Annotated in this window: 26 protein-coding genes; 18 read left to right on the top strand and 8 right to left on the bottom strand. The window is 74.9% G+C overall.

All coding sequences use genetic code 11. The annotated features are described in order from the left end of the window. Positions 1-140: 140 nt before the first annotated feature. Positions 141-1,154, top strand: coding sequence for an LLM class flavin-dependent oxidoreductase (locus Q7L73_RS18175; RefSeq protein WP_304691149.1), 1,014 nt, complete (start codon positions 141-143; stop codon positions 1,152-1,154). On the opposite strand, the gene Q7L73_RS18170 is transcribed toward Q7L73_RS18175, so the two are convergent. Beyond that, entirely contained in the window at positions 1,151-1,918 is a 768-nt protein-coding gene (locus tag Q7L73_RS18170) for a GntR family transcriptional regulator (RefSeq protein ID WP_304691148.1), read from the bottom strand. The genes Q7L73_RS18175 and Q7L73_RS18170 overlap by 4 nt on opposite strands. A 74-nt stretch (positions 1,919-1,992) precedes the next feature. Here Q7L73_RS18170 and Q7L73_RS18165 point away from each other — a divergent pair, with 74 nt between their 5' ends. The 13 genes from Q7L73_RS18165 to Q7L73_RS18105 all read left to right on the top strand — a co-directional run bounded on the left by Q7L73_RS18165 (position 1,993) and on the right by Q7L73_RS18105 (position 15,980). After that, positions 1,993-3,000 (top strand): alpha/beta hydrolase, encoded by a 1,008-nt coding sequence (locus tag Q7L73_RS18165; RefSeq protein ID WP_304691147.1) that lies wholly within the window; start codon positions 1,993-1,995, stop codon positions 2,998-3,000. 65 nt (positions 3,001-3,065) lie between these two features. Further along, a complete protein-coding gene (locus Q7L73_RS18160; protein ID WP_304691146.1) occupies positions 3,066-4,118 on the top strand; it encodes a substrate-binding domain-containing protein in 1,053 nt (350 codons plus the stop codon). After that, positions 4,112-5,587 (top strand): sugar ABC transporter ATP-binding protein, encoded by a 1,476-nt coding sequence (locus Q7L73_RS18155; protein ID WP_304691145.1) that lies wholly within the window; start codon positions 4,112-4,114, stop codon positions 5,585-5,587. Before Q7L73_RS18160 ends, Q7L73_RS18155 begins: the two co-directional genes overlap by 7 nt. 1 nt (position 5,588) lies before the next feature. Beyond that, positions 5,589-6,590: an ABC transporter permease gene (locus Q7L73_RS18150; protein WP_304691144.1), complete on the top strand. Its 1,002-nt coding sequence runs from the start codon at positions 5,589-5,591 to the stop codon at positions 6,588-6,590. Positions 6,591-6,605: 15 nt separating this feature from the next. After that, complete coding sequence (locus tag Q7L73_RS18145; RefSeq protein WP_304691143.1) at positions 6,606-8,303, top strand: FAD-dependent oxidoreductase; 1,698 nt, start codon at positions 6,606-6,608, stop codon at positions 8,301-8,303. Beyond that, complete coding sequence (locus Q7L73_RS18140) at positions 8,300-9,898, top strand: amidase (RefSeq protein ID WP_304691142.1); 1,599 nt, start codon at positions 8,300-8,302, stop codon at positions 9,896-9,898. Before Q7L73_RS18145 ends, Q7L73_RS18140 begins: the two co-directional genes overlap by 4 nt. Next, complete coding sequence (locus Q7L73_RS18135; RefSeq protein ID WP_304691141.1) at positions 9,885-10,685, top strand: alpha/beta fold hydrolase; 801 nt, start codon at positions 9,885-9,887, stop codon at positions 10,683-10,685. Before Q7L73_RS18140 ends, Q7L73_RS18135 begins: the two co-directional genes overlap by 14 nt. Continuing rightward, positions 10,682-11,527 (top strand): shikimate dehydrogenase, encoded by an 846-nt coding sequence (locus Q7L73_RS18130; RefSeq protein WP_304691140.1) that lies wholly within the window; start codon positions 10,682-10,684, stop codon positions 11,525-11,527. Before Q7L73_RS18135 ends, Q7L73_RS18130 begins: the two co-directional genes overlap by 4 nt. Further along, a complete protein-coding gene (locus tag Q7L73_RS18125) occupies positions 11,524-12,384 on the top strand; it encodes a sugar phosphate isomerase/epimerase (protein WP_304691139.1) in 861 nt (286 codons plus the stop codon). The genes Q7L73_RS18130 and Q7L73_RS18125 overlap by 4 nt, the downstream gene beginning before the upstream one ends. Continuing rightward, entirely contained in the window at positions 12,381-13,025 is a 645-nt protein-coding gene (locus tag Q7L73_RS18120; RefSeq protein ID WP_304691138.1) for a nuclear transport factor 2 family protein, read from the top strand. The genes Q7L73_RS18125 and Q7L73_RS18120 overlap by 4 nt, the downstream gene beginning before the upstream one ends. After that, positions 13,022-14,104: an iron-containing alcohol dehydrogenase gene (locus Q7L73_RS18115; RefSeq protein ID WP_304691137.1), complete on the top strand. Its 1,083-nt coding sequence runs from the start codon at positions 13,022-13,024 to the stop codon at positions 14,102-14,104. The genes Q7L73_RS18120 and Q7L73_RS18115 overlap by 4 nt, the downstream gene beginning before the upstream one ends. Further along, entirely contained in the window at positions 14,101-15,003 is a 903-nt protein-coding gene (locus Q7L73_RS18110; protein WP_304691136.1) for a dioxygenase, read from the top strand. Before Q7L73_RS18115 ends, Q7L73_RS18110 begins: the two co-directional genes overlap by 4 nt. Next, positions 15,000-15,980 carry an LLM class flavin-dependent oxidoreductase gene (locus tag Q7L73_RS18105; RefSeq protein WP_304691135.1) on the top strand — a complete coding sequence of 327 codons (981 nt, stop codon included), beginning with the start codon at positions 15,000-15,002 and terminating at the stop codon, positions 15,978-15,980. Before Q7L73_RS18110 ends, Q7L73_RS18105 begins: the two co-directional genes overlap by 4 nt. A 4-nt stretch (positions 15,981-15,984) precedes the next feature. Here the strand turns inward: Q7L73_RS18105 and Q7L73_RS18100 are convergent, their stop codons facing one another. Genes Q7L73_RS18100 through Q7L73_RS18075 form a run of 6 tightly spaced genes read right to left on the bottom strand, consistent with a single transcriptional unit; the run spans position 15,985 to position 22,037 of the window. Beyond that, the gene (locus Q7L73_RS18100; protein WP_304691134.1) at positions 15,985-16,755 is read right to left on the bottom strand and encodes a GntR family transcriptional regulator; all 771 of its coding nucleotides are present in this window, start codon (positions 16,753-16,755) and stop codon (positions 15,985-15,987) included. A 58-nt stretch (positions 16,756-16,813) separates the two neighbouring features. Further along, positions 16,814-18,484, bottom strand: coding sequence for an ABC transporter substrate-binding protein (locus tag Q7L73_RS18095; protein WP_304691133.1), 1,671 nt, complete (start codon positions 18,482-18,484; stop codon positions 16,814-16,816). Continuing rightward, positions 18,481-19,185: a dipeptide/oligopeptide/nickel ABC transporter ATP-binding protein gene (locus Q7L73_RS18090; RefSeq protein ID WP_304691132.1), complete on the bottom strand. Its 705-nt coding sequence runs from the start codon at positions 19,183-19,185 to the stop codon at positions 18,481-18,483. Before Q7L73_RS18090 ends, Q7L73_RS18095 begins: the two co-directional genes overlap by 4 nt. Beyond that, positions 19,178-20,245 carry an ABC transporter ATP-binding protein gene (locus Q7L73_RS18085; protein WP_304691131.1) on the bottom strand — a complete coding sequence of 356 codons (1,068 nt, stop codon included), beginning with the start codon at positions 20,243-20,245 and terminating at the stop codon, positions 19,178-19,180. Before Q7L73_RS18085 ends, Q7L73_RS18090 begins: the two co-directional genes overlap by 8 nt. Continuing rightward, positions 20,242-21,054: an ABC transporter permease gene (locus Q7L73_RS18080; protein WP_304691130.1), complete on the bottom strand. Its 813-nt coding sequence runs from the start codon at positions 21,052-21,054 to the stop codon at positions 20,242-20,244. The genes Q7L73_RS18085 and Q7L73_RS18080 overlap by 4 nt, the downstream gene beginning before the upstream one ends. Continuing rightward, the gene (locus Q7L73_RS18075; protein WP_304691129.1) at positions 21,051-22,037 is read right to left on the bottom strand and encodes an ABC transporter permease; all 987 of its coding nucleotides are present in this window, start codon (positions 22,035-22,037) and stop codon (positions 21,051-21,053) included. Before Q7L73_RS18075 ends, Q7L73_RS18080 begins: the two co-directional genes overlap by 4 nt. Positions 22,038-22,128: 91 nt before the next feature. Between Q7L73_RS18075 and Q7L73_RS18070 the strand changes: the two genes are divergently transcribed. Genes Q7L73_RS18070 through Q7L73_RS18055 form a run of 4 tightly spaced genes read left to right on the top strand, consistent with a single transcriptional unit; the run spans position 22,129 to position 25,018 of the window. After that, on the top strand, positions 22,129-23,472 hold the full coding sequence (locus tag Q7L73_RS18070; RefSeq protein WP_304691128.1) for a tetratricopeptide repeat protein: 1,344 nt from the start codon (positions 22,129-22,131) through the stop codon (positions 23,470-23,472). Positions 23,473-23,512: 40 nt separating this feature from the next. Beyond that, positions 23,513-24,190, top strand: coding sequence for an NIPSNAP family protein (locus Q7L73_RS18065; protein WP_304691127.1), 678 nt, complete (start codon positions 23,513-23,515; stop codon positions 24,188-24,190). Next, positions 24,187-24,621 (top strand): VOC family protein, encoded by a 435-nt coding sequence (locus Q7L73_RS18060; protein ID WP_304691126.1) that lies wholly within the window; start codon positions 24,187-24,189, stop codon positions 24,619-24,621. The genes Q7L73_RS18065 and Q7L73_RS18060 overlap by 4 nt, the downstream gene beginning before the upstream one ends. Before the next feature lie 25 nt (positions 24,622-24,646). Continuing rightward, the gene (locus Q7L73_RS18055) at positions 24,647-25,018 is read left to right on the top strand and encodes a VOC family protein (protein WP_304691125.1); all 372 of its coding nucleotides are present in this window, start codon (positions 24,647-24,649) and stop codon (positions 25,016-25,018) included. A gap of 59 nt (positions 25,019-25,077) precedes the next feature. Here the strand turns inward: Q7L73_RS18055 and Q7L73_RS18050 are convergent. Next, on the bottom strand, positions 25,078-26,002 hold a 925-nt coding region (locus Q7L73_RS18050; RefSeq protein WP_304715600.1), incomplete at its 5' end, for a YibE/F family protein.

Here is a 26,002-nt window from a genome sequence, read left to right as displayed (position 1 = left end):
GAGCATCGAAGGATGCCCCGAAGACATTTCAACGTCGCTTGAATCGCGCCCTTCGGCGCCGCGCCGCGCCGCGCCGCCGCGAGGCGCGCAGCGCCTGCACAAAACATATGGTGATACGTATCTCTGGTTGAATAGTACGCATGATCGCGCCTTCTGCCGACGCCACCACCGGTCCCGCGCCGGTTCGCTGGGGCGTCAACCTGCCGCTGCCGGCCCATTCGCTGCCGGACCACCGCGCCGTCGTCGAGCGCCTCGCCGACGCCGGCTTCGACGACGTCTGGACGGGAGAGGGGCTCGGCGACGACGGCATCACCCCGCTCGCCGCGACCGCCGCCTGGGCGCCGGAGCTGCGCCTCTGCACCGGCGTGCTGCCGGTCTACACGCGCGGGCCGGCGGTGATCGCGCAGACGGCCTACACGCTCGCCCAGTTGGCGCGCGGCGGCGTGCTGCTCGGGATCGGCTCGTCGATCCCCGCGTTCGTGCACGGGGCGAACGGCGTCGCGTTCGAGGAGCCGTACAAGCGCGTGCGCGACACGCTGCGGCACGTCCGCGGCGCGCTCCGGGGCGAGCTGGTCGAGGGGCCGGCGCCGACGATCCCGTTCGAGCGCTTCCAGCTGCCGCGCGCGGCGCCGACCGCGAAGGTGATCCTCGGCGCGCTGCGGCCGGGGATGCTGAAGCTCGCCTTCACCGAGGCCGACGGCGCGATCACGAACATCCTCTGCGCCGAGGACCTGCCGCCGGTGATCGACTCGATCGACGCCCCCCTCGCCGGCCGCGAGCTGGTCGTGAAGGTCTTCTGCTGCCCGAGCGAGGACGCCGACCACGTCGACCGCGCGGGCCGCGAGTTCGTCACGTACATGCTCAACATGCCGACGTACCGCGGCTTCCACCAGTGGCTCGGCCGCGGCGAGGAGCTGGCGGAGATGAACGCCCGCTGGGACGACGGCGACCTCGCAGGCGCCCGCCGCGCCCTGCCCGTCCAGGTCCGCGACGGCCTCTTCGTCCACGGCTCCCCGCACGCGATCCGCGAACAGGTGCGGCGCTTCCTCCACCCGGCCGTCACGGCCGTCAACCTGTTCGTCTTCTCCGGCCCCGAGCTGGAGCGCCGCCCCGACACGCTCGTCGACGTGCTCGCCGCGCTGCGGCCGCGCTAGGCGATCCGGTCGCTCAGCTCGTCGTCGCCGCGGTCGAACGTGACCGTGTAGGCGTAGCGGTCGCCGCGATACCAGGAGTGGACGTGGTCGACGGGCGCGCCGGTGTCGTCGCAGAGGACGCGCTCGACGTGCATCACGGCGCTGCCGAGGCCGACCTCGAGCTGCTGCGCGACGGTCACGTCGGCGAGCTGGGCGCGGACGGTCTGGGTCGCGCGGGCGATCGCGACGCCCTGGGTCTGCAGCAGCTTCAGCAGGCCGGCGCCGTGCAGGTCCCGCTCGCTGACGCGCGCGCCGACCGCGGGGGTGAGATGGTCGACCATCAGGCACAGCAGCTCGCCGTCCATCTCGCGCACGCGGCGGACGATCGTGCCGCGCGCGCCGGGCGGCAGGTCGAGGCGGGCGGCGGTCGCCGGCGGCAGCGGGACGTCGTGCTCGACGCGCATGCGGCGGACGGTGATGCGGCGCGTCTCGCCGGCCGCGACGAGGTCGGCGAGGCTGCCGTGGAAGGTGCGTGAGAGCGAGTCGTCGGCCCAGTCGGGCAGGACGAAGGTGCCGCGGCCCCGCTGGCGCGAGACCATCCCGGCCCGCACGAGCGCGCCGACCGCCTGGCGGATCGTCGCGCGGCTGACGTCGAACTCGGCTGCCAGCTCGTCCTCCGGCGCCAGTCGTGCGCCTGGGGGATAGGCGCCGTCGCGCACGCGCTGGCGCAGGACCGTGAAGACCTGGTGGTAGAGCGGGATCGGCGACGGGGTGACGGAGCTCATGACGCGAGGCGGCCAGCTTATCGACCGTACGACTGTTGTGTCGAACCACCGAACATCCTAATGTCCATATGAATATGCATAGCTTCGAGACGATGCTCCACCCCGACTTCCGCCCGCTCGCCGCGCAGCTGCGGGCGATGACGATCGACATCGCCGCCGATCTGCCGGCCGCGCGCGAGCAGCTCGCGGCCGCGATCGGCCCGTGGGAGCCGCCGCCTGGGTTGGCGGTCGCCGAGCATCACGCTCCCGGCCCGGCGGGTCCGGTGCGGCTGCGCGTCTACGCGCCCGGCGCACCGGGCGCACCGCGCGCACCTGGCGCGCCCGGCGCCCTCGCCGTGCCCGGCGCGCACGCGCGCCCCGCCCTGCTGTTCCTCCACGGCGGCTCCTTCTCGCTCGGCGAGCCCGAGCTGGAGGACGCCAAGGCGGCCGAGCTGGCGCTCGCGGCCGGCTGCGTCGTCGTCTCGGTCGACTACCGGCTGGCGCCCGAGCATCCCTTCCCGGCCGGGCTCGACGACGCGCGCGCCGCGCTGCGCTGGCTCGCCGACCCGCGCGCGGGCGGCGCCGCGCTGCGGATCGACCCCGCGCGGATCGCGGTCGGCGGCTCCAGCGCCGGCGGCTGTCTCGCCGCTGCGCTCGCGCTGCTGGTCCGTGACGAGGGCGGCCCGGCGCTGGCTGCGCAGGTGCTGCTCTGCCCGCCGCTCGACGACCTGCTCGCGACGCCGTCGGCGAGCGCCTTCACCGCCACGCCGATCTTCGACCGCGGCAGCGCCCGCACGATGTGGCGCTACTACCTCGGCGCCGGCCATCGGCCCGGCTCCGCGCCGCCGTACGCGGCGCCGCAGCGAGCGCACGACCTCGCCGGCCTGCCGCCGGCGTTCGTCGCGGTCGGCGGGCTCGACCCGCTGCGCGACGAGGCGCTCGCCTACGCGACGCGGCTGATCGCCGCCGGGGTCGCGGTCGACCTCGTCCACGTCGCGGGCGCGCCGCACGGCTTCGACGCCTTCGCCGGCGTGCCGGTCGCCGATGCCACACGCGCCGCCGCTGCGGCCTCGCTGCGCGCCGCCTTCAGCCGCGTCGCTTGACATTAATCAACCGTATCTCCTAACGTACGTATGACCATATGTTTCAGCCTGGAGAGAGGTGCAAGATGGGTGCAAAGCGGTGGTGCGCGGCGGCCTTCGCGGTCGCGGCGCTCGGCGTCGCCGGTTGCGGGTCGAGCAGTGACGACGGTGGCAGTGACACGGCGGCGGCGAGACCGGCGACGAACGTGACAGCGCCGAAGGCGGCCGAGACGGTCAGATTCGGACCGGTCGAGGCCGGCAGCGGCAGAGGGCTGAAGCTCGGCTACGTCTCCGCCGCCGAGAGCGTCACCTTCAACCATCTCGTCACCGTCGGGGTGCAGAGAGCGGCGAGAGCGGCCGGTGCCGAGCTCGTCACCTGTGACTCGCAGGCCGACGCGCAGAAGGCGCTCGACTGCGTCAAGTCGTTCAAGACGCAAGGGGTCGACGGCTACCTGCTCTACCAGCTCGCGGCCGACTCCTCGCAGCAGATCTGCGCGGCCGGCCCGCAGGTGCCGGTGATCGGCGTCTCGATCGAGCAGGAGCCGTGCCAGAGAGCGTTCCTGGCGGTCGACGACACGGCGGTCGGCTTCGCCGCCGGCAGAGACCTCGGCGAGTTCTTCAAGCAGAGATTCGACTGCGACTACGACGCCTACGTCTCGCTGGAGTACTCGCCCGCCGGCCGCTCCAACACCGACCGGATGCAGGGCTACGCCGACGGCTTCGCCTCCGTCTGCGGCGAGATCCACGGCAAGCGCAAGCTCGACGTCGCCACGACCGACGCCGCCCGCCAGCAGTTCAACGACGTGCTGACGACGCTGCCCGGTCGCGACAAGATCGTCACCGTCGGGATCGCCGACTTCGTCGTCCAGGGCGCGCTCGCGGCGGCCAAGAACGCCGGCCGCGCCGACGACGTCTACGTCTCCGCCCAGGGCGCCGACCCCTCCGCCCACTGCGACATCAAGAACGACCCGCAGTGGATCAACGACGCCGCCTACCTGCCCGAGCGCTGGGGCGAGATCGGGATCCCGAACCTGATCAGGCTGATCAGAGGCGAGAGAGTGCAGGCCGACCTCAACGTGCCGTTCCAGATCGTCGACAGCGAGACGATCGAGGACGCGTATCCGGCGCTGAAGTGCTGAGCCTGCGCGCGATCCGCAAGTCGTTCGGCGGCGTCGAGGTGCTCCACGGCGTCGACCTCGACGCGCGCGCCGGCGAGGTGCTGGTGCTGCTGGGCGAGAACGGCGCCGGCAAGTCGACGCTCGTGCGGATCGTCGCCGGCGACCATCAGCCCGACGCCGGGGAGATCGCCGTCGACGGCGTCTCCCACGGCGGTTGGAGCCCCGCGCAGGCGCGCGCCGCCGGCGTGCGGATGATCTTCCAGGAGCTGAGCGACGCGCCGCCGCTGAGCGTCGCGGAGAACATCTCGCTCGGCCGCCTGCCGGCCCGCGGCGGCGTCGTCAGCTGGCGCGCGACGCGCGCGCGGGCGCGCCGGCTGCTGGCCGAGCTGGAGGTCGACGTCGACCCCGACACGCCGGCCAGCGCGCTGACGCTCGGGCAGCGGCAGCTGATCGAGATCGCCCGCGCGATCGGCGACGACGCGCGCGTGCTGATCCTCGACGAGCCGACCGCCGCGCTGTCGGCGGCAGAGAGCGAGCGGCTGTTCGAGCTGGTGCAGCGGCTGCGGGAGCGCGGCGCGGCGATCATCCACATCACCCACCGCCTCGACGAGGTGCGGCGGATCGGCGACCGCGTGCAGGTGCTGCGCGACGGCCGCACCGTCCTCCACGCCGAGGCGGCCGAGGCGACGCGCGAGCAGCTCGTGACCGCGATGGTCGGCCGTGAGGCCGGCGGCGTGACGCGGCCCGCGCAGGCGACGCCGCCCGGTGAGGAGCTGCTGGCGCTGGAGCAGGCGTCGAGCCGCGGCGCCTTCGACGCGGTCTCGCTGCAGCTGCGCGCCGGTGAGGTCGTCGCGCTCTACGGCAAGCTCGGCTCGGGCGTGGACGCCGTCGCCGAGGCGGCCTTCGGGCTGCGCCCGCTCGATGGCGGGCGGCTGACACGGCGCGGCGCGCCGTTGCGGCTGCGCGGTCCGCGCCAGGCGATCGCCGCCGGGATCGGGCTGCTGCCGGCCGACCGCCAGCGCGAGGGCGCGCTGCGCGAACGCTCGGTCGCGGAGAACCTCGCGGCGCCGTCGTGGGGGCGGCTCGGCCGCCGAGGGCTGATCGACGGCGGGGTCGAGGCGCGCGCCTACGCGCGCTGGCACGAGACGCTCAGAATCCGCTCGCGCGACGACCCGGCGCAGCCGATCGGGACGCTCTCGGGCGGCAACCAGCAGAAGGTGCTGCTCGGCCGCTGGCTGGAGCGCGCGACCGAGCTGCTGGTGCTGATCGAGCCGACGCGCGGCGTGGACGTCGGCGCGCGTCAGGACATCTACGCGACCGTGCGCGGGCTGACGGCCGAGGGCCGCGCCGTGCTGGTCGCGACGTCCGACTACGAAGAGGTCGTGCAGTTCGCCGACCGCGCGCTCGTGATGAGCCGCGGCCGCGTCGTCGCGCAGCTCGACGGCGAGGCGATCACGACGGAGCGACTGACCGATGCGGCAGGTGCCTGAGATGAGCGATACGACGACCGCGACCCCGGCGCCGGCAGCACCCGCGCCGGCCGGGGTCCTGACTGCGAGAGCGCGGCGGCGGGTGCCCGAGCTGGCCGGCCTGGTGATCGTGCTGCTGGCCCTGTGCGCCTTCTTCGCGCTCTCTTCGCCCTACTTCCTCAACAAGGACAACCTCGTCAACGTGCTGGCCGCGGTCGCCGTCACCGGCATCGTCGCCGCGCCCGGCACGCTGCTGCTGGTCGCCGGCCACCTCGACCTGTCGGTCGGCTCGGCGGCGGCGTTCTGCGGCGCCGTGCTGGCGGTGCGGGCACGCGACGCGTCGCTGGCCGAGGGGATCGCGCTCGCGATCATGGCCGGCGTCGCGATCGGGATGCTGAACGGCTTCGTCACGACCGTCGTCGGCGTCTCCTCGCTGATCACGACGATCGGCACGCTCGCGATCTTCCGCGGGCTGACGCAGGTGCTGACCGACGGTCAGACGGTCAACGTCGCCGACTTCAACGGCCTCGGCAACGCGCGGCCGCTGTTCGACGTGCCGCTGCCGGTCTTCCTGTTCGCCGGCGTGATGGTGCTGTTCTGGCTGCTGATGCGGTTCACCACCTACGGCCGCTCGATGTACGCGATCGGCGCCAACCCGGTCGCGGCGCGGCTGGTCGGCATCCGCGGCCGAGGCGCCGTCTTCGCCGCCTTCGCGCTGACCGGCGCCTGCGTCGCGCTGGCGGGCCTCGTGATCGCGTCGCAGGTCGGCTCGGCGACGCCGCAGGCCGCCTCCGGGCTGGAGATCTCCGTGATCACGGCGATCGTGCTCGGCGGCGCCTCGCTGACCGGCGGCCGCGGCACGGTCGTCGGCACCGTCCTCGGCCTGCTGATCATCGGCGTCCTCAACAACGGCCTCGTGCTGCTCGACGTCGGCTCCTTCTGGCAGGACGTCGCGCGCGGCTCGCTGCTGGTCCTGGCCGTCTCGTTCGACCGCCTCCGGGCGCGTTTCGACTCATCCAACTAACATCCGTATGACCGCATGAATAACTTTGACGTCGTCATCGTCGGCGGCGGCCTCGGCGGGGTCGCCGCGGCTCTCGCCGCTGCCCGCCTCGGCGCCCGCAGCGTGCTCGTCTGCGAGACCGACTGGCTCGGCGGGCAGCTGACGAGCCAGGCGATCCCGCTCGACGAGCATCCCTGGATCGAGTCGACCGGCCGCAACGCCAGCTACGCACTGCTGCGCGCGCGGGTCCGCGAATGGTTCCGGCGCGGCTATCCGCTGACCGCCGCCGCGCGCGCCGAGACCGCCTTCAACCCCGGGCGCGGCAACATCGGCCCGCTGACGTTCGAGCCGCGCGTCGGCGCGCTCGTGCTGGAAGAGCTGCTGGCGCCGCACGTCAGCGCCGGGCTGGTCGAGATCGTCCGCTCCGCGGTCGTCGTCGGCGCGGACGTGCGCGGCGATGCGGTCGTGTCGGTGACGGTGGCGGCGGCTGACGGCAGCGTCGGCGGGCCACGCGGCGCCGGCGGAGCGGGTGCGGGCGAGCTGCGCGAGCTGCGCGGCACGACCTTCCTCGATGCGACCGACCTCGGCGACCTGCTGGAGCTGGCCGGCGCCGAGCACGTGATCGGCGCCGAGTCGCGCGCCCAGACGGGCGAGCCGCACGCGCTCGACGGCGAGCCGGACCCCCGCGATCAGCAGGCGTTCACGTGGGCGATGGTGCTCGGGATCGAGCCGGGCGAGGACCACACGATCGCCCGTCCGCGCGACTACGAGCTGTGGCGCGACTACCGCACGCCGGTCTGGCCCGGGTCGCTGCTGAGCTTCGAGGTGCGCGACTTCGTCACCCATCGCACGCGCGAGCGGCCGCTGTTCCGCTCCTCGCCGAGCGCCGGCGGGATCCACTACGACCTCTGGCACGCGCGCCGGGTCCTCGCCGCCGCCAACTTCGAGCCCGGCTGGCCGGGGCGCGAGGCGACCGCTGCGGCGTGGCCGATGCAGGACTACTGGAGAGCGCCGCTGCTCGGCCCGGACGTCGGCGAGGCCGAGCGCGCGGAGGCGCTGGAGGGCGCGCGGCAGCTGTCGCTGTCGCTGCTCCACTGGCTGCAGACGGAGGCGCCGCGCCACGACGGCGACGGGGTCGGCTACCCGGAGCTGCGTCCGCGCGGCGATCTGACCGGAACCCCCGACGGGCTGGCGAAGCAGCCGTACATCCGCGAAGGTCGGCGAATCGTGGCCGAGACGACCGTCGTCGAGCAGCAGATAGGGGTCGAGGCGCGGCCGGGCGCGCGCGGCGCGGAGCCGTTCGCCGACACGGTCGGCGTCGGCGCCTACCGGATCGATCTGCACCCGTCATCGTCGGGACGCGACACGGTCGACGTCGACTCGTGGCCGTTCCAGATCCCGCTCGGCGCGCTGCTGCCGGTGCGACTGGAGAACCTGCTGCCCGCGGCGAAGAACATCGGCACCACGCACGTCACCAACGGCGCCTACCGCGTCCATCCGGTCGAGTGGGCGATCGGCGAGGCGGCGGCGGCGCTGGCCGTCTTCGCGGGAGTCGAGCGCTGCACCCCGCGCGCGGTGCGGGCCGACGCGGAGCGGCTGGAGCGCTTCCAGACGCTGCTCGCAGGCCGCCTCGGCGTGCAGCTGGAATGGCCCGACTTCGGCCCGCTGACGCCGCTGCGCCGCTGGGGCTACGTGGCCGAGGAGGGCGACGAGCTGGCGGGGGCGCTGACATGAGGCACGGCTCGGCGCGCGAGGCGCTCGACCGCATCTTCGCGCGCGACCGCGACCTCCACGCCTTCGCCCAGCTGCGGCCGGAGGCGGCGGAGGAGGGCGCGGATGCCGCAGATCGTGGCGCGGTTGGCGCAGATCGTGGCGCGGTTGGCGCAGATCGTGGCGCGGTTGGCGCAGATCGTGGCGCGGTTGGCGCAGATCGTGGCGCGGTTGGCGCAGATCGTGGCGCGGTTGGCGCAGATCGTGGCGCGGTTGGCGCAGATCGTGGCGCGGATGCTCCACTCGCGGGCGTTCCCGTCGCGGTCAAGGACTCGATCGCGGTCGCCGGGCTGCCGCAGGCGGCGGGGCGCGCGCCGGCCGGGCTGCCGCCAGCGCTGCGCGACGCGACCGTCGTCGCGCGGCTGCGGGCGGCGGGGGCGGTCGTCGTCGGCACGACCAACATGTCCGAGCTGGCGGCGGCGGCGCTGAGCGTCAACCGCGCCCACGGCACGGTCCGCAACCCGCACGACCGCGGCCGGCACGCCGGCGGCTCCAGCGGCGGCTCGGCGGCGGCGGTCGCGGCCGGCCTCGTCCCGCTCGCGCTCGGCACCGACACGAGCGGGTCGGTGATCCTGCCGGCAGCGCTCTGCGGCGTCGCCGGCCTGCGCCCGACGCACGGCCGCATCCCGCTCGACGGCGTGATCGGGCTCGCGCCGACGCTCGACACGGTCGGCCCGATCGCCGCCACCGCCGCCGAGCTGGCGGCTGTCTTCCCGTTGCTGGCGAGTCCGCCGCGCCCCGCCCAAGGGAAGCTCGGTGCCTCTCCAGGACGCCGACCATCCATCGCGGCGGATGCGGCGGATGCGGCGGATGCGGCGGATGCGGCGGATGCGGCGGATGCGGCGGACGCGGCGGACGCGGCGGACGCGGCGGCGCTGCGCGGCCTGCGCGTCGGCTTGCTCGGCGGCTGGTTCGTGCAGACGCTCGCCCCCGAAGTCGCCCGTGCGCCGGAGCGCGTCGCCGCCGCGCTCGCCGACGCCGGCGCCGACGTGCGCCCGCTGACGCTGCCCGGCGCCGCCGCCGCCCGCGCCGCCGGCCGCACGATCTACCTGCGCGAGGCGGCCGCCTCGTTCGCAGCGCTCACCGGCGGCGCGTCCGCGACGACGCCCGCGCCCGCCGGCGCCGCGTCCGCGTTCGCGTCCGCAGGAGACCTGCGCTCGACGCTCCCACCCGGCGTCGCCGAGCGGCTGGAGGCCGGCGCGGCGGTTGGCGACGACGAGCTGGCTGCTGCGCGCGCCACGCGCGAGCTGTGGCGCGCGCAGCTGCGCGACGCCTTCACGCGCCACGAGCTGCTGCTGTGCGCGACCGCGCCGCTGCCCGCCCCGCCGCTCGACGCCGAGCTGGAGGCGACCGGCCGCGCGCTGCTGCACAACACCTATCCGATCTGCCTCGGCGGCGTGCCCGCGCTGACGCTGCCCGCCGGAGCGGGCGCGGAGGGGCTGCCGGCCGGCGTGCTGCTGGTCGCGCCGTGGGACGGCGACGAGCGGCTGCTCGCGCTCGGCGCCGCGCTCGAGGACCGCTTGCTGAACCACCCCGGAGACGACGATGGCATTCGCTGAGCTGAGCACGGGCGTGCGGCTGTTCCACACCGACGAGGGCGGTGGCGGACCGCCGCTGCTGCTCGTCCACGGCGTCGGCGGCGACTCGTCGGACTGGGTCTTCCAGCTGCCGGCGTTCAGCGTCCGCCACCGCACGATCGCGCCCGACCTGCGCGGCCACGGCGGCTCGTCGACCCCGGCCGCCGGCTACGGTCCTGGCGACTACGCGGACGACCTCGTCGAGCTGCTGGCACGGCTGGAGACCGGCCCGGTCGTCGCGGTCGGCCACTCGCTCGGGGCGGTCGTCGTCTCCAACCTCGCGCGCGAGCGGCCGGAGCTGCTGGCCGGCGCGGTCCTGCTCGACCCGACCTACGGCGACCCGCCGGAGCGCGACGCGGCGATCAAGGCGCTGCTGCGCGGCTTCCACGAGCGCGGCGACGTCGCGGGCGCGGTCGCCGCGCTCGGCAGCCGCGAGGGGGCCGACTCGCTCCCGTGGATGGTCGAGTGGCACCGTCGCCGCGGGCTCGCGACGCCGCCGCACGTGATGACCGGCACGCTCGTCGGCCTGCACGACAGCGCGCAGGCGATGAACAGAGGCGAGGTCGAGCCGACGCTGCGCGCGCGCAGGGTGCCGCTGCTCGTCTACCACGCGCTGCCGGGGCTGGCGGCGTGGGAGGAGACGCTCCAGCAGGACCCGCGCAGCGAGGTCCACGACGTCTCCGGCCGCAGCGGCCACTGGATGCACCACGACCTCGCCGACGAGGTCACCGAGGGCGTGCTGACGTGGGTCGCGGAGCTGAGCCGATGAGCGTCCACTTCGCGCTGCTCGGCAACCCGACGGGCCACTCGCCGGCGCCGCGGATGTGGAACGGGCTGTTCGCGCGGGCCGGGGTCGAGTGGCGCTACGCCGCCCACGACGTGCGCCCCGGCGAGCTTGGCTTCTGGGTCGACGTGCTGCGCTGCGGCACGCTCTCCGGCGCGCACGTGACGATGCCGCTGAAGGCGCAGGCGGCCGACGCCGCCGACGTGCGCGACGCCGACGTCGAGCGCGCCGGCGTCGCCAACTGGCTGGCGCTGGAGCACGACGAGCTGACCGCGCGCAACCTCGACGTCGCGGCCGCCCGCGCGCTGATCGGCGAGCGCCGCTTCGAACAGGCGCTCGTGCTCGGCGCCGGCGGCGCCGCGCGCGGCCTGCTGACCGCGCTCGCCGGCGCCTGCGACGCGGTCGCGATCGTCAGCGACGACGCTGAAGGTGCGGCGGCGCTGGCACGGCAGGCGAACGGCTGGTTCGCCGCCGCCGCGGCGCGGCCGTGGCAGCAGCTCGGCGCGCTCGCCGCTCGCAGCGACCTGATCGTCAACGCGACCCCGCTGGGGATGGCCGGCCGCGACGAGCCGTCGCCGCTGGCCGCTGCCGAGCTGCGTCCCGGCGCGCGCCTCTACGACCTCGTCTACCGCCCCGACGGCAGCGCGACCCCGCTGCAGGCGGCGGCGCTGGAGGCCGGGGCGGAGGTCGTCGACGGTCTCGCGCACTTCGAGGCACAGGCGGTCGCGAGCCTGCCGCACGTCGGCCTCGCGCCGGCGCTGGCCGGCGACGTGACGCCGGCGGTCGCGCGGCTGGCCGGTCGTGCCGGGCGGCGGTGGCGGGGATGAGCGCGCCCGCTCGCACCCTCTCGCTCGCACACCTCTCGCTCGTCGACGTGCCGCCGCCGCGGCTGGTCGAGATCGCCGCGGAGGCCGGCTTCGACGCGGTCGGGCTGCGGCTCTGGCCCGCGCGCGACGACGAGGCCCGCTGGCCGCTGCTCGGCGACACCGCGATGGCGCGCGAGACGCGCGCGCTGCTGCGCGCGACCGGCCTCGGCGTCGTCGACGTCGAGGTGCTGCGACTGACGCCGACGCCCGACCTCGACGCCTACGCCCGCGTGCTCGCGGCAGCCGCCGAGCTGGGCGCGCGCTTCGCCGTCGTCTCCGGCTTCGACCCCGACGAGCAGCGGTTGACGGCGAACTACGCGCGCCTCTGCGAGCTGGCCGCGCCGCTCGGCGTGCGGCCGCTGCTGGAGCCGATGGCGTACTCGGCCGTCTGCTCGCTCGCGCAGGCGGCGCAGATCGCGACCGCCGCGGAAGCCGCGCCCGCGCCGTCCGCGCCCGCCGCGCCGCGCGTCGGTGCCACCGTCGGCGGCGTCCTGGTCGACGCGATCCACCTGTCGCGCACGGGCGGCACGCTCGCCGACGTCGAGGCGCTCGACCCACGCCTGCAGGGCTACATGCAGTGGTCCGACGCGCCGGCCGCGCTGCCGCCGGGCCTCGACGCGATCGCTGCCGAGAGCCGCACCGCGCGGCTCGCCCCCGGCGAGGGCGCGCTGCCGCTGCTGGGGCTGCTGGCGACGCTCCCCGCCGACGCCCCGATCTCGGTCGAGGTGCCCGACGACGCCGCCCGCGCGCGGCTCGGCGACCTCGGCCACGCCCGTCACCTGCAGGCCGCCGCGACGGCGCTGCTCGCTTCCCGATGACCCGCCTCCCGGAGGACCAGACGACGATGACCGACACCACCGCGCTGCAGGACCGGCTCGCGATCCGCGAGCTGGTGGAGAACTGGGTGCTCTGGCGCGACGCCGGCGACTGGGAGCGGTTCGCGACCGTCTGGCACGACGACGGCCGCATGAACGCGACCTGGTTCCAGGGCCCGGCGGCCGAGTTCGTCCGCGTCAGCCGCGAGGGCTTCGAGGCCGGCGTGCGGATCCTCCACTTCCTCGGCGGCGGCTCCGTCGACCTCGCGGGCGACCGCGCGGTCGCGCAGACGAAGATGACGATCACGCAGCGGGCGGAGATCCACGGGGTCACGGTCGACGTCGTCTGCACCGGCCGCTTCCACGACTTCCTCGAACGGCGCGACGGTCGCTGGGGGCTGGTCCTGCGCCAGCCGATCTACGAGCAGGACCGGCTCCATCCGCTCGACCCGGTCGCGGGCGCGGCGCTGCGGCTCGACCCGACCGTGCTCGATCGCTTCCCGGTCGGCTACCGCCATCTCGCGTACGTGCAGACGCAGCTCGGCTTCGAGGTCGAGCCGCGGATGCCGGGCCTCGTCGGCGAGGAGGTCGAGCGGCTGTACGCGCGCGGCGCGGCGTGGCTGGCAGGGGAGGGGCCGGCGTGACGCGCGCCGCCTACACGCGCGAGACGCTCGCGCAGCGGGTCGTCTTCGGCGACGGCGCCGTCGCCCAGCTCGGCGCGGAGGTCGAGCGGCTCGGCGGCCGGCGCGTGCTGCTCGTCGCGACGCCCGGCTGCGCGCCGCTCGTCGCGGCTGCCGCCGACGGGCTCGGCCGGCTGCTCGCCGACCGCTTCGAGCAGGCCGCGATGCACACGCCGGTCGCGGTGACGGCGTCAGCGCAGCGGGTCGCGATCGCGCGGCGGGCGGACACGGTCGTCTCGGTCGGCGGCGGCTCGGCGGTCGGGCTCGGCAAGGCGCTGGCGCTGCGCGAGCGGCTGCTGCACGTCGCGGTGCCGACGACCTACGCCGGCTCGGAGGCGACGCCGGTGCTGGGCGAGACGCGCGACGGCCGCAAGACGACGAGACGCGACCCCGCGCTCGTCCCGCGCACCGTCGTCTACGACCCGCTGCTGACGCACGGCCTGCCCGCGGGCCTGTCGGGCACGAGCGGCCTCAACGCGATCGCCCACGCCGTCGAGGCGCTCTACGCCGCCGAGGGCGATCCGCTGACCGACGTGCAGGCGCGCGCCGGCATCGCGGCGATGGCGGAGGGACTGCGCGGGATCTTCTCCCAGGGGGACATCGCCGCCGCCCGCCGCGCCGCGCTCGCCGGCGCGTGGCACTGCGGCAGCGTGCTGGCGACGGCGCCGATGGGCCTCCACCACCAGCTCTGCCACGTGCTCGGCGGCAGCTTCGACCTGCCTCACAGCGAGACGCACGCGGTCCTCCTGCCGCATGTCGCCGCCTTCAACGCGCCCGCCGCGCCGGCGGCGCTTCAGGCGGTCGCCGAAACGCTCGGCGCGCCGCCCGACCACCGCGCCGCCGCGTCCGCGCTGCTCGCGCTCGCCGCCGCCGTCGACGCACCGGCGAGCCTGCGGCAGCTCGGCTTCGCCGGCACCCCGGAGCAGGTCCAGCAGGTCGTCGCGCAGGTGCTCGAACGGCCGTACCCCAACCCGCGCACGCCCGACGCCGACGGGCTGCGCACGCTGCTGCGCGCGGCGACCGAAGGCGAGGAGCCGCGATGAGCAGCGACCTGGACGAGACGACGATCACCGCGGCTGTGCTGGAGCGCGTCGCGCACGCGCCGGATCCGCGCGTGCGGCAGATCTCGGAGGCGGTCGTGCGCCACCTGCACGCGCTCGTGCGGGAGACGCGGCCGAGCCTCGACGAGTGGAGCGCCGCGGTCGACTTCCTCACCCGCAGCGGCCAGACGTGCAGCGACACGCGGCAGGAGTTCATCCTGCTGTCCGACGCGCTCGGGATCTCGATGCTGGTCGACGCGATCGACCACGGCCCCGACGGCCGCGCGACCGAGACGACCGTGCTCGGCCCCTTCTACGTCGGCGACCCGCCCGCTCATCCGCTCGGCGCCGACCTCGCCGGCGGCGCGCCGGGCGAGCCGCTGCTCGTGCGCGGCACCGTAAGCGGTCCCGACGGCGCGCCGCTCGCGGGCGCGATCGTCGACACCTGGCAGGCCGACGAGGACGGCTACTACGACGTCCAGCGCGGGGAGGAGCTGGAGCTGCGCGCGCGGCTGCGGACTGACAGCGCCGGCCGCTTCTGGTTCTGGGCGGTCGTGCCGGCGAGCTACCCGATCCCCGACGACGGCCCGGTCGGCGACATGCTGCGCGCCCAGGGCCGCCACCCGTACCGGCCGGCGCACGTCCACTTCCGCATCGCCGCGCCCGGCTGCCGCGAGCTGATCACGCACGTCTTTCTCGCCGGCGACGACTACCTCGAATCCGACGTCGTCTTCGGCGTCAAGCGGTCGCTGATCGCGGCGGTCGAGCGGGTCGAGCAGGGCGAGCTGCCCGACGGCACGCCGATCGCCAGACCGCACGCGCGGCTGACCTACGATTTCGCGCTCGCGCCCGCCACCGCGCCGACCGCGGCAGCCGCGCCCGCCGCGGAGGCGACCGCATGAGCCGCGTGCTGGAGCTGCGCGGCGGCGTGCGGGCGGCGCCGGTCGCCGGGACGACCGCCGACGAGCGGCGCGCGCTGCGGTTCGCGCCCGACCCGCGCGAGCGTGACGCCGATCCCGACCACGTCGTGCGCGTCGCGCGCGAGAACGAGCAGGACGGGCTCGACTCCGCGCTCGTCACCCAGTTCAGCTCGTGGCCCGATCCGATCGTCGTCGCCGGCTGGGCGCTGGCGGCGACGAGCAGGCTGCGGATCGCGCTCGCGCACCGCGTCGGGACGATCGCGCCGACGGTCGCCGCCCGATCGCTGCTGACGCTCGACCGGCTCTCACGCGGGCGCGTCGAGATCCACGTGATCATGGGATCGAGCGACGAGGACGTGCTGCGCGACGGCGACGCCTTCGGCAAGGCCGCCCGCTACGAGCGCGCGGCCGAGTTCCTCGAGGTCTTCACGCGCGCGCTGACGAGCGAGCGGCCGTTCGACTGGAGCGGCGACCACTACGCGGTCAAGGACGCCTGGTCGGGCCTGCGGCCGCACCAGCGTCCCCACCCGCCGATCTCGCTCGGCGGCGCCTCGCCGCCCGGGATCGCGCTCGCGGCCCGCTTCGCCGACGTCTACGGGATCTCGCCGTATCCGCTGGAGCAGACCGCTGACGCCGTCGCCGGGATCCGCGCGGCGGCCGCCGCCCACGGCCGCACGATCCGCGTCTGGCGCCACGCCCGCTTCCTGCTGGCCGAGACCGAAGCAGCCGCCCAGGCCGCGGCCGAGCGGATCGCGACCACGCTCGCCGCCCACGGCCACGGCGACGACGATCACCTCGCCAGCTCGTTCGTCGGCTCGCCGGCGACGGCCGCCGCCGAGGCGCTCGCCTTCCACCGCGCCGGCGTCGACGTGCTGCAGCTCGACACCCCGGTCGAGGACGCCTGCGACCGCGCCCTCCGCGCCGAGCTGATCGCCCGCCTGCGGGAGGGGAGCGCCTGATGGCTCAGGCGAAGTGCCGCGCCAGGTCCGCGCCGCCGCTGCGGTCGTAGGTGACCGTGTACTCGTAGCGGTCGCCGCGGTACCACGACTGGAACAGCTCGACGGGGCGCTCGTCCTCGTCCCACAGCAGCCGCTCGACGAACAGGACGGCGCTGCCGAGCGGGATCGCGAGCGCCTCGGAGACGCGCAGGTCGGCCAGCTCGGCGCGGACCGTCTGCTTCGCGCCGCCGAGCGCGACGCCGTGCGCCTCCAGCTGCTGCAGCACGCCTTCGCCGCGCAGCCGGGCTCTTCTCAGCAATCTGCCGTATCCGTCCGGCAGCGTGTCGACGGTGTAGGCGAAGGCGACGTCGTCGAGCAGGCGGGTGCGCTGGACGATCGTTCCGGTGGCGTCCGCGATCGCGAGCAGCTCGGCGGCCGCGGCCGGCAGCGGCTGGCCGTGGCGCAGCTCGATGTCGCGCAGTCTCGTGCGGCGGACCTCGCCGGCGGCGACGAGCGCGTCGAGGTCGCCGCGGACGATCCGACCCAGCTCCTCGCGCGCCGTCTCGGAGACGAACGTGCCGCGCCCCTGCTGGCGCGTCAGCAGGTTGATCCGCACCAGCTCGCCGACCGCCTGGCGGACTGTCGCGCGGCTGACCTCGAACTCGGCCGCGAGGTCGTCCTCTCTCGCCAGTCTCGCGCCCGGCTGGTAGGTGCCGTCGACGACGCGCTGGCGCAGCACGGTCGCGATCTGGTGGTACAGCGGGATCGGGGAGCTGGAGGAGGGCTGGGCGCTCATGGCGCCCAGCATATCTCCATGTGCTGCGGAGGTTCGCACCTCCGCATGCACGAATGACCTACTGCCCGACCCAGACCTGCGTCAGGTCGAGGAACCACGACTGCGGCTGCACGAAGCCGTGGACGGTCGGCGCCAGCGCGCGCGAGTTGCGATCGTTGACGACGGTCAGGAAGCGCGCCTCCTCGGTCAGTGCTCTCGCCGCCTCAGCGTAGGTCTGCTCACGCGCGCCGTCGTCGACCGTCGCGGCCGCTCTGTCGACGAGCGCGTCGACCGATCTGCCGGTCGGGTTGCCGACGAACCAGGGCGAGTCGGACTTGACCGACAGCGCGAAGATCGCGTCGGAGGCGAACAGCGGCGTCGAGCCGGCCTGGGCGCTGGCGCCGAGCGCGACTCTGCCCTCGGCCATGAACTTCATCAGCGTGTCGAAGTCGGCTGTCTTCAGCTCGGCGTCGATCCCGACCGCTCTCAGGTCCTGCTGGATCTTCTCGGCGATCGGGATCGGGATCAGGTTGCCCGAGCCGCCGGTCGGGACCGCGATCGTCACCTTCACCCCGTCTCCATAGCCGGCCTCGGCCAGCAGCGCTCTCGCCTTCTCCGGGTCGTACGCGTATCTGTCCCCAGCCGGGTCGTAGGCGAAGGTGCCGCGCGGCGCGACCTGCTCGGCCGGGTCGGCGGTGCCGTGCAGCAGGTCGTTCGCGATCGCCTCGCGGTCGACGGCGTAGTTGGCCGCCTGTCGCACCCGCACGTCGTCCCACGGTCTCTGCGACTGGTCGAAGGTGATCTGCCAGACGTGGTCGTAGTTGTTGGAGACGATCTGGAAGCCGGCGTCTCTCAGCCCCGGCACGTCGTCGGGGTTGGGGTACTCGATCCAGTTGACCTCGCCCGAGCGCAGCGCGGCGATGCGGGCGCTCGCGTCCGGCAGCGGCTTGAGGATCAGCTTGTCGAGCTTCGGCGCGCCGGCCCAGTAGCCGGCGTTTCTGACCAGCTCGAGCTGCTGGCTGCTCTGCGACGCGAATCTGAACGGGCCGCTGCCGACCGGCGCTCTCGCGAAGCCCGCGTTGCCGCTCTTCCTGACCCCGGCCGGGCTGGCGATCGGGATGTAGGTGAGGTCGTTGAGGAAGTGGCCGTCTCTGCCTCTGGTCGTGATCTCGACGCTGTACGGGCCGACCTTTCTGGCGCCGGCGAACAGCCCGGCGTAGAGGCCGACGTCGCCGATCGTCGCCTCGCTGAAGAACTCGCTTCTGTCGTCGAGGTAGCGGTCGAAGTTGAAGACGACCGCGTCGGCGTCGAACGGCGTGCCGTCGTGGAATCTGACGTCTCTGCGCAGCTCCAGGGTCCACGTCGTGCCGGCGCTGTCGGTTCTCCACGAGGTCGCCAGCGAGGGCACGATCCTCGGCACCGCGGCGTCGTCGGTGAGGTCCCATCTGACGAGCTGGTCGTAGATCTGGTTGGCGACGAAGCGCGTCCCCTCCCAGCCGTTGCCGCCGATCAGCGTGTCGGGGTTGGGCAGCGTCGCGCCGGTCGAGCCGATGACGAGCGTGCCGCCGCTGCCGTCGCCGCCGGAGCTGCGCGTGGGCGTGGCGGCGGCGGTCGCGGCGGTGGTGGAGCCGCCGGCGTCGCTGGCGGTCGCGGCGCTGTCGGAGCCGCCGCAGGCGACGAGCGCGGTCGCGGCGAGCGGCAGCACGAGCGCGGCGCTGAGCCGCCTCAGGCGGAGGAGGGGATCGGTCATCGGGTCGCTCCTGTCGTGGTCGGTGTGACGATGCGGCCGCGCTCCATCGGGAGGACGCGGTCGCAGAAGTGCTCGACGACCGCGGGGTCGTGCGAGACGAACAGCAGCGCGACGCCGCTGTCGCGCTGCAGGTCGGCGAGCAGGTTGAGCACCTGCGCCTGGACGCTCTTGTCGAGCGCGGAGACGGGCTCGTCGCAGATCATCAGCGCGGGCGCCGTCGCCAGCGCCCGCGCGATCGCGATCCGCTGCACCTGCCCGCCGGACAGCTCGTGCGGCCGTCGCCGCGCGAACGCGGCCGGCAGGCCGACCAGCTCCAGCGCCGCCGCGACGCGGCCGTCCAGCTCGCGCCGCGGGACGCCGTGCGCGCGCAGGTTGAAGGCGATCGCGTCGCCGGCGCTGCGACGCGGGTTGAGCGAGCTCTGCGGATGCTGCGGGACGAGCCCGATCCGCCGCCGCAGCGCGCGCAGCTCACGGCCGCGGGCGGCGCCGAGGTTGGCGCCGTCGAAGCGGAGCTCGCCGCCGTCGCGTTCCAGCAGTCGCAGGATCAGCTTCGCCGTCGTCGACTTGCCGCAGCCGGAGTCGCCGACGAGCCCGACCGTCTCGCCGCGCGCGACCGTCAGCGACAGCCCGTCGACGACCGGCCGCGCGGCGCCGCGATGGCGCTTGACGAGGTCGCGGACCTCCACCAACGCCTCAGCCATGGGCGACGACCTCACGCTCGGCCAGCAGGCAGGCCGCCGCGACCTCGTCGTCGAGCGGCTCCAGCTCGGGCCGCTCGACGCGGCAGACGCCGACCGCCGCCGCGCAGCGCGGCGCGAACGGGCAGCCCGGTGGCAGCGGCCGGTCGGCGGGCGGCGGCGAGCCCGGGATCGCCGGCAGCCGGCCGCGCGGGATCGCGCGCGAAGGCTGCGCCGCCAGCAGCGCGCGCGTGTACGGGTGGGCCGGTGCGGTCAGCAGGCGGGCGGCCGGCCCGCGCTCGACGATCCGCCCGGCGTACATCACCGCCACCTCCCCGCCGACCGCGCGCGCGGCGACGACGTCGTGGGTGACGAGCAGCAGCGCGCTGCCGAGCTCGTCGCGCAGCCGGCCGAACAGCTCCAGCACGCGCGTCTGCACGCGCGCGTCGAGCGCGGTCGTCGGCTCGTCGGCGATCAGCAGCCGCGGCTCGCAGCAGACGGCCAGGGCGATCGCGACGCGCTGGCGCATGCCGCCGGAGAGCTGGTGCGGGAAGGAGCCGGCGACGCGCGCCGGCTGCGGCAGCCCGACGTGCTCCAGCAGCTCGACCACGCGGGCGCGCACCGCCGCGCGCGACCGCGCCCGCGCTCGCCAGCCGTGGCTCGCGCCGTGCCCGCTCGCGCCGTGCCCGCTCGCGCCGTGCCCGCTCGCGTCGTGCCCGCCCGCGCCGCCGCCGACGACCCGATGTCGCCGCAGCAGCTCCTCCAGCTGCGGGCCGACGCGCCGCAGCGGATCGAGCGCGCCGCTCGGGTCCTGCCCGACGAGCCCGATCTCGGCGCCGCGCAGCGCCCGCAGCTCCCGCCCGCGCAGCCCCAGCAGCGAGCGCCCGCCGAGCGTCACGCTGCCGCCGACCCGCTCGCCGCGCCCCGGCAGCCCGACGAGCGCGCGCGCCGTCGCCGACTTGCCGCTGCCCGACTCGCCCAGCAGCACGAGCGTTCCGCCGGCCGGCAGCGTCAGGTCGACCCCGCGCACCGCCTCGACGCCGCCGGCGAAGGCGACCGTCAGGCCGCGCACCTCCAGGCTCATCGGACGCTGCGCTCCTTCACGTCGAGCTGGTCGCGCAGCGCGTCGCCGAGCGCGTTGAAGAGGATCGAGACGAGCAGGATCGTCGTCGCCGGCAGCAGCGCCAGCACGGGGTCGGTGTAAGCGTTGCCGCGCAGCTCGTCGAGCATCGAGCCCCACTCGGCCGTCGGCGGCGAGACGCCGAGGCCGAGGAACGAGAGGCCGGCGGCGTAGACGATCGCGATCCCGACGAGCGTCGTGCAGTAGACGACCAGCGCCGGCAGCACGAGCGGCAGCGCCTGCCGCAGCGCGACCGCCCACCAGCTCGCTCCGCTCGCGCGCGCGACGGCGAGGAAGTCGGCGTCGCGGAAGCGCAGCACCTCGGTCTGCACGACCCGCACGACGGGCGGCGTCAGCGCGATCGAGAGCGCGACGACCGTCGTCCACAGGCCGGCGCCGAGCGCCGCCGCGATCGCGATCGCCAGCAGCACGCCGGGGAAGGCGTAGAGGACGTCGACCGAGCGCAGCGCGGCCGTCTCGACCCAGCGGCGCGACAACGGCGCCAGCAGGCCGATCGCCGTTCCCAGCAGCGCCGCCGCGGCGACCGGCACGATCCCCGCCAGCAGCGACGGCCGCGCGCCCCACAGCAGGCGGCTGAGCAGGTCGCGGCCCTGGCCGTCGGTGCCGAGCGGATGGCCGGCGCTGCCGGGTGGGAGCAGCCGCTGGGCGGTCGCGCCCGCGTCGGGCGCGTGCGGCGCGAGCAGCGGCGCCAGCAGCGCGGCGAGCAGGAGCGCGGCGGTGAGCGCCAGCAGCAGCTTGAGACGGACGCTCATCGGCGCGTGCGCGGGTCGAGCAGCCAGTGGAGCGCGTCGACGGCGATCGTCAGGCCGACGAACGCGACCGCGGTGACGAGCACGCCGGCCTCGATCACCGGCAGGTCGCGCGCCTGGATCGCCTGGAACAGCGTCTGGCCGATGCCGGGCCAGGCGAAGATCGTCTCGACGAAGACGACGCCTTCGAGCAGGTAGGCGATCTGCAGCCCGCCGATCGTCAGCAGCGACGGCAGCGCGTTGCGGACGGCGTGGCGGATCACCGCCGCCTCGCTCAGGCCGCGGGCGCGCATCGACTCGACGAAGTCGGCGTTCAGCACGTCGGTCAGCGCGGCGGCGTAGACGCGCGCGGTCACGCCCATCGGCACGAGCGCGGCCGCCAGCGCCGGCAGCGCGAGGTGGTGGATCCGGTCGCCAAGGCCGCCGCCGCCGATCGCGTCGTACATGCCGCCGGTCGGAAACAGCCCGGCCTGGACGCCGAGCAGCACGACCAGCAGCAGCGCGACCGAGTACTGCGGCGCCGAGATCGCGACGATCGACAGCGCCGAGGAGAGGCGCCCGCTTGCGCGTCCGCGCCCGACGGCGGTCAGCGTGCCGAGCGCGACGCCGCCGGCCAGCACGAGCAGACCGGCCGCCGCCGCGAGCACGAGCGTGTTGCCGAAGGCGGTCATGACGATCTCCCCGACGGGGCGCCGCTGCGCGATCGAGCTGCCGAGGTCGCCCTGCGCGGTCGCGCTGAGCCACTCCCACCAGCGCAGGGGGAGGGGACGGTCGAGACCCAGCCGGCCGGTCAGCTCGGCGACCGCCTCAGGCGTCGCGCCGGGGCCGAGCATGCTCGTGACGGGGTCGCCGGGGATCAGGGCGACGGTCGCGAAGACGACGGTCGCGACGCCGATCAGCACCGGCACCGCGAGCGCGCAGCGCTTTGCCGCGAAACGCGCGAACGCCGCCGTCTGCGACTCTCGAACATAAGTACGTCCAAACATACGTAAGACCATACTAGACAAAACCGATCGAGTTTTTGTTGGATACTGCGACGGCGAAGTGCCGTCTCCGCGACCGAAGGAGCTGGACACGATGGGAACGAACGGGGCCGACCTGCGCGGCACGCGCGAGGCGCTCGACCACGTCGAGGCCGCGACCGACGCGCTGCTGCACTTCCGCGGCGCGGTCGAGGACGAGGTCGCGTCCGTGCTGGCGAGCGACCCGACCTGCGCGATGGGCCACGTGCTCGACGCCTACCTGCGCCTGCTGACCACCGAGCCGGCCGACGCCGACGAGGCCGCCGCTCGCTTCCCGGCGGCGCTCGCGGCGCTCCCGCGCGAGCGGCTGACGGCGCGCGAGCACGGCCACGTCGACGCGGTCGAGCGCTGGCTGCGCGGCGACATGCGTGGCGCCGGCGCGCGGCTGCTGGAGGTCACGCGGGACCACCCGCGCGACGCGATCGCGCTCGCCGTCGGCCATCAGATCGACTTCTTCACCGGCGACGCGGTCGTGCTGCGCGACCGCGTCGGCGGCGCGCTGTCGGCGTGGGAGGAGGACGACCCGCTCTACGGCCCGGTGCTGGGGATGTACGCCTTCGGGCTGGAGGAGGCCGGTCACTACGACCGCTCCGAGGAGGTCGCGCTGCGGGCGGTCGCGCTCGACGCGCGCGACGTCTGGGGGATCCACGCCGTCGCGCACACCTACGAGATGCAGGGCCGTGTGGCCGACGGCGTCCGCTACCTGGAGGCGCGCGAGCCGGAGTGGGCCGAGGGCAACTTCTTCACGGCCCACAACTGGTGGCACTACTGCCTCTACCTGCTGGAGGGCGGCGAGGTCGGGCGGGCGCTGGAGGTCTACGACCGCGAGCTGCACAACGACGAGGTCGAGCTCGTCTCGATGCAGCTGCTCGACGCCGCCGCGCTGCTGTGGCGGCTGCTGCTCGACGGGCGCGACGAGTCGGTCCGCTGGCGTGCGCTGGCGGCGGCGTGGGAGCAGAAGGTCGAGCCGGCCTTCTACGCCTTCAACGACATGCACGCGGTGATGTCATGGGTCGGTGCCGGCGACCTCGCGCGCGCCGAGCGGCTGATCGCCGACCGCCGCCGGTACGTCGAGCTGACGCCGGCCGAGGTCTCGAACCGCGCGATGACGCGCGACGTCGGGCTGCCGGTCTGCCAGGCGCTGCTCGCCTTCGGCCAGGGTCGCTACGACGCCGTCGTCGAGCTGCTGCACCCGATCCGCCATCGCATCAACGAGTTCGGCGGCTCGCACGCGCAGCGCGACGCCGTCTCCAGGACGCTGCTGGAGGCGGCGATCCGCGCCGGCCGGCTGTCGCTGGCGCGGACGCTCGTCAGCGAGCGGCTGTTCGTGCGGCCGTCGAGCCCCTGGAACGGCTTCAAGCGCGCGCAGGTCGACCGTCTCGCCGCCGAAAAGAGCTAACATGCGTATGACAGTATGAATCTCTGATCGGAGGGGATGGATGGCCGTCTTCCTGCACGAGACGCTCGACCCGGTCCCGCGGCCGGGCGCGCACACGCGCTATCTGGAGGAGCTGGGCGAGGTCGTCGAGCTGGAGGGCAACGCGGAGGGATCGGCCGGCGGCCGCTGCATCGCCGCCTGGGCGCCGGTCTTCCTCACCGGCCGCTGGCCGCAGCTGGTCACCTTCTGGGAGATGCCCGGCGGCTGGGACGGCTTCGGCGACCACTTCGACCGCGTCGACGACCTCTTCCACGAGCCGCTGGAGCGCTGGTACGACGAACGCAGCGGCGGCGTCGACCAGGTGCTCGTCGGCGCCGACTGGGCGCCCGGCCTCGACCGCCTGCTGGCGGAGGGGTGGAGAGCGCCGGTCGTGCTGCAGGAGACGGTCGAGCTGGAGCCGGGCGGTGCGCCCGACTACCTCGCCCGCCTCGGCGACGCCGGCGCTTCCTTGCCCGCTGACGGCGGCGTGCGGCTGATCGGCGGCTACGAGAGCGCCTTCCAGCGCGGCGGCAAGGTGCTCGTGCTGTGGGCGTTCGACTCCTTTCGCGCGCTCAGCGACGCCCAGCGAGACCGCGCCCTGCAGCCGCGCTGGTGGGACTGGCAGCGCGAGGCGCGGGCGCTGGAACGGTCGGTCAGCGGCGTCGTGCTGCGGCCGGCGACGTGGAGCCCGCTGCGATGAGCGGGCCGACGCTGTGGCGGTCGCGGCCCGACTCGTCCGCGCGCGAGCAGCCGCTGGTGATGATCCGCCGGCTGCTGCCTGCCGCCCAGTTGGAGGGCGCGATCGCCTTCTACGAGGGCGTGCTCGGCGAGCGCTGCGACCTGCGCTTCGACTATCCGGAGATGGAGCTGTCGCTCGCCTCGGTCGGCGCGGTGCTGCTGATCGCCGGCAGCGAGCGGGCGCTGGCGCCCTTCGCCGCGACCGACGCGACGCTGCTGGTCGCCTCGCTGGAGGAGGCGGCGGCGCGGGTGCGCGCCGGCGGCGGTGAGATCGTCGAGGAGCCGAAGGCGGTCCCGACCGGCCGCAACATGCTCGCCCGCCATCCCGACGGCGCGCTCGTCGAATACGTCGAGCATCGGCCGCAGGCCGGTGAGATTGCGGCCATTACCTGACCGCAATCCGTCGTAGGCTCGTCGCATGCCTTCCATCACACGCATCGACTTCGTCCCGATCCCGACCACGGACGTCGCGCGCACGACCGCGTTCTACCGTGACACGCTCGGGCTGGAGGAGTCGCCCCACACGGTCGACAAGCCGTTCTCGGAGTTCGACCTCGGCGGCACGACGCTGAGCGTCTGGGATCCGTCGTCGGCCGGCATGGAGTTCGCCGCCAACACGAACTCGATCGCGCTCCACACCGACGACGTCGCGGCCGATCGCGCGGAGCTGGAGGGGAGAGGCGTCGTCTTCTTCGGCGAGACGATCGACACCGGCGTCTGCCACATGGCGATCTTCGCCGACACGGAGGGCAACCCGCTGATGCTGCACGGGCGCTACGTGCCGCGTTGACCAGCTGACGCCGTGCGGGCGACGCGCGCGGCGCTCAGCTGCGCGTGGCTGCCGCCGCGTCAGTGGTGGTGGTGATGGTGGGCGTCGGCCGGCAGCGCGCCGGCCGGCGCCGGCGTCGCGATCAGGGCCGTCAGCGCGGTCACGAGCGGGACCGAGATCAGCAGCGCGATCGCGCCGACGAGCGTCGCGATGATCGGCTCTGCGAGATCCTCGCGGTTGAGCGCGTCGGTGCCGTCGACGCCGCCGGCGTTGAGCACGAGCAGGAGCGGGAAGGTCGCGCCGACGTAGACGAGCACGAGCGTGTGCGTCGTCGCGACGAGGTGGTCGCGGCCGACCGAGAGCGCGTGCAGGTACAGCTCGCGCCCGCTCATCGACGGGTTCGCGCGGCGCAGCGCGAGCACCGCCGACGCCTGCGTGACGGCCTGGTCGGCGAGCACGCCGAGCGCGCTGAAGACGAGCCCCGCGAGCACGACGCCCTGCAGCGAGATGCCGCCGCCGAGCACGGTCAGCGCCTGCGCCGCCTCGTTGGCGCGGCCGTCGAGCCGCGCGGCGTGGACGGCGACGCTGCCGAGCGCGGCGGCGGCCATCAGGCTGGCGGCGATCCCGAGGATCGCGGCGAGGCTGGTCGCGGAGAGGCCGTAGGTGAGCCCGACGGTGACGAACATGACCGCGAACGAGCCGACGATCGCGACCGCGAAGCCCGGCGCGCCGGCGCCGACGGCGGGCACGAGGAACTGCGTCACGAGCAGCAGGCTGACCGCGAAGCCGACGATCGCCAGCACCCCGCGCCAGCGCGCGAGCAGCACGACCAGCAGCGAGAACGCGATCGCCAGCCACAGGATCGTCCCGCGCCGGTCGACCGAGGCGAACCCGTAGCGGGGCGTCCCCGCCGGCAGCTCGCCCGCCGCGCCGCCGCCGCCCGCCGCGCCCGCGCCGCCACCCGAGCCGGCGCCGCCACCGGAGCCCGCGCCGGCACCCGAGCCG

The sequence above is a fragment of the Conexibacter sp. CPCC 205762 genome, assembly GCF_030646155.1.
Classification (GTDB): domain Bacteria; phylum Actinomycetota; class Thermoleophilia; order Solirubrobacterales; family Solirubrobacteraceae; genus Conexibacter.
Note: the sequence above shows the minus strand (reverse complement) of the source record. Positions and strands in the feature narration are given on the sequence as shown.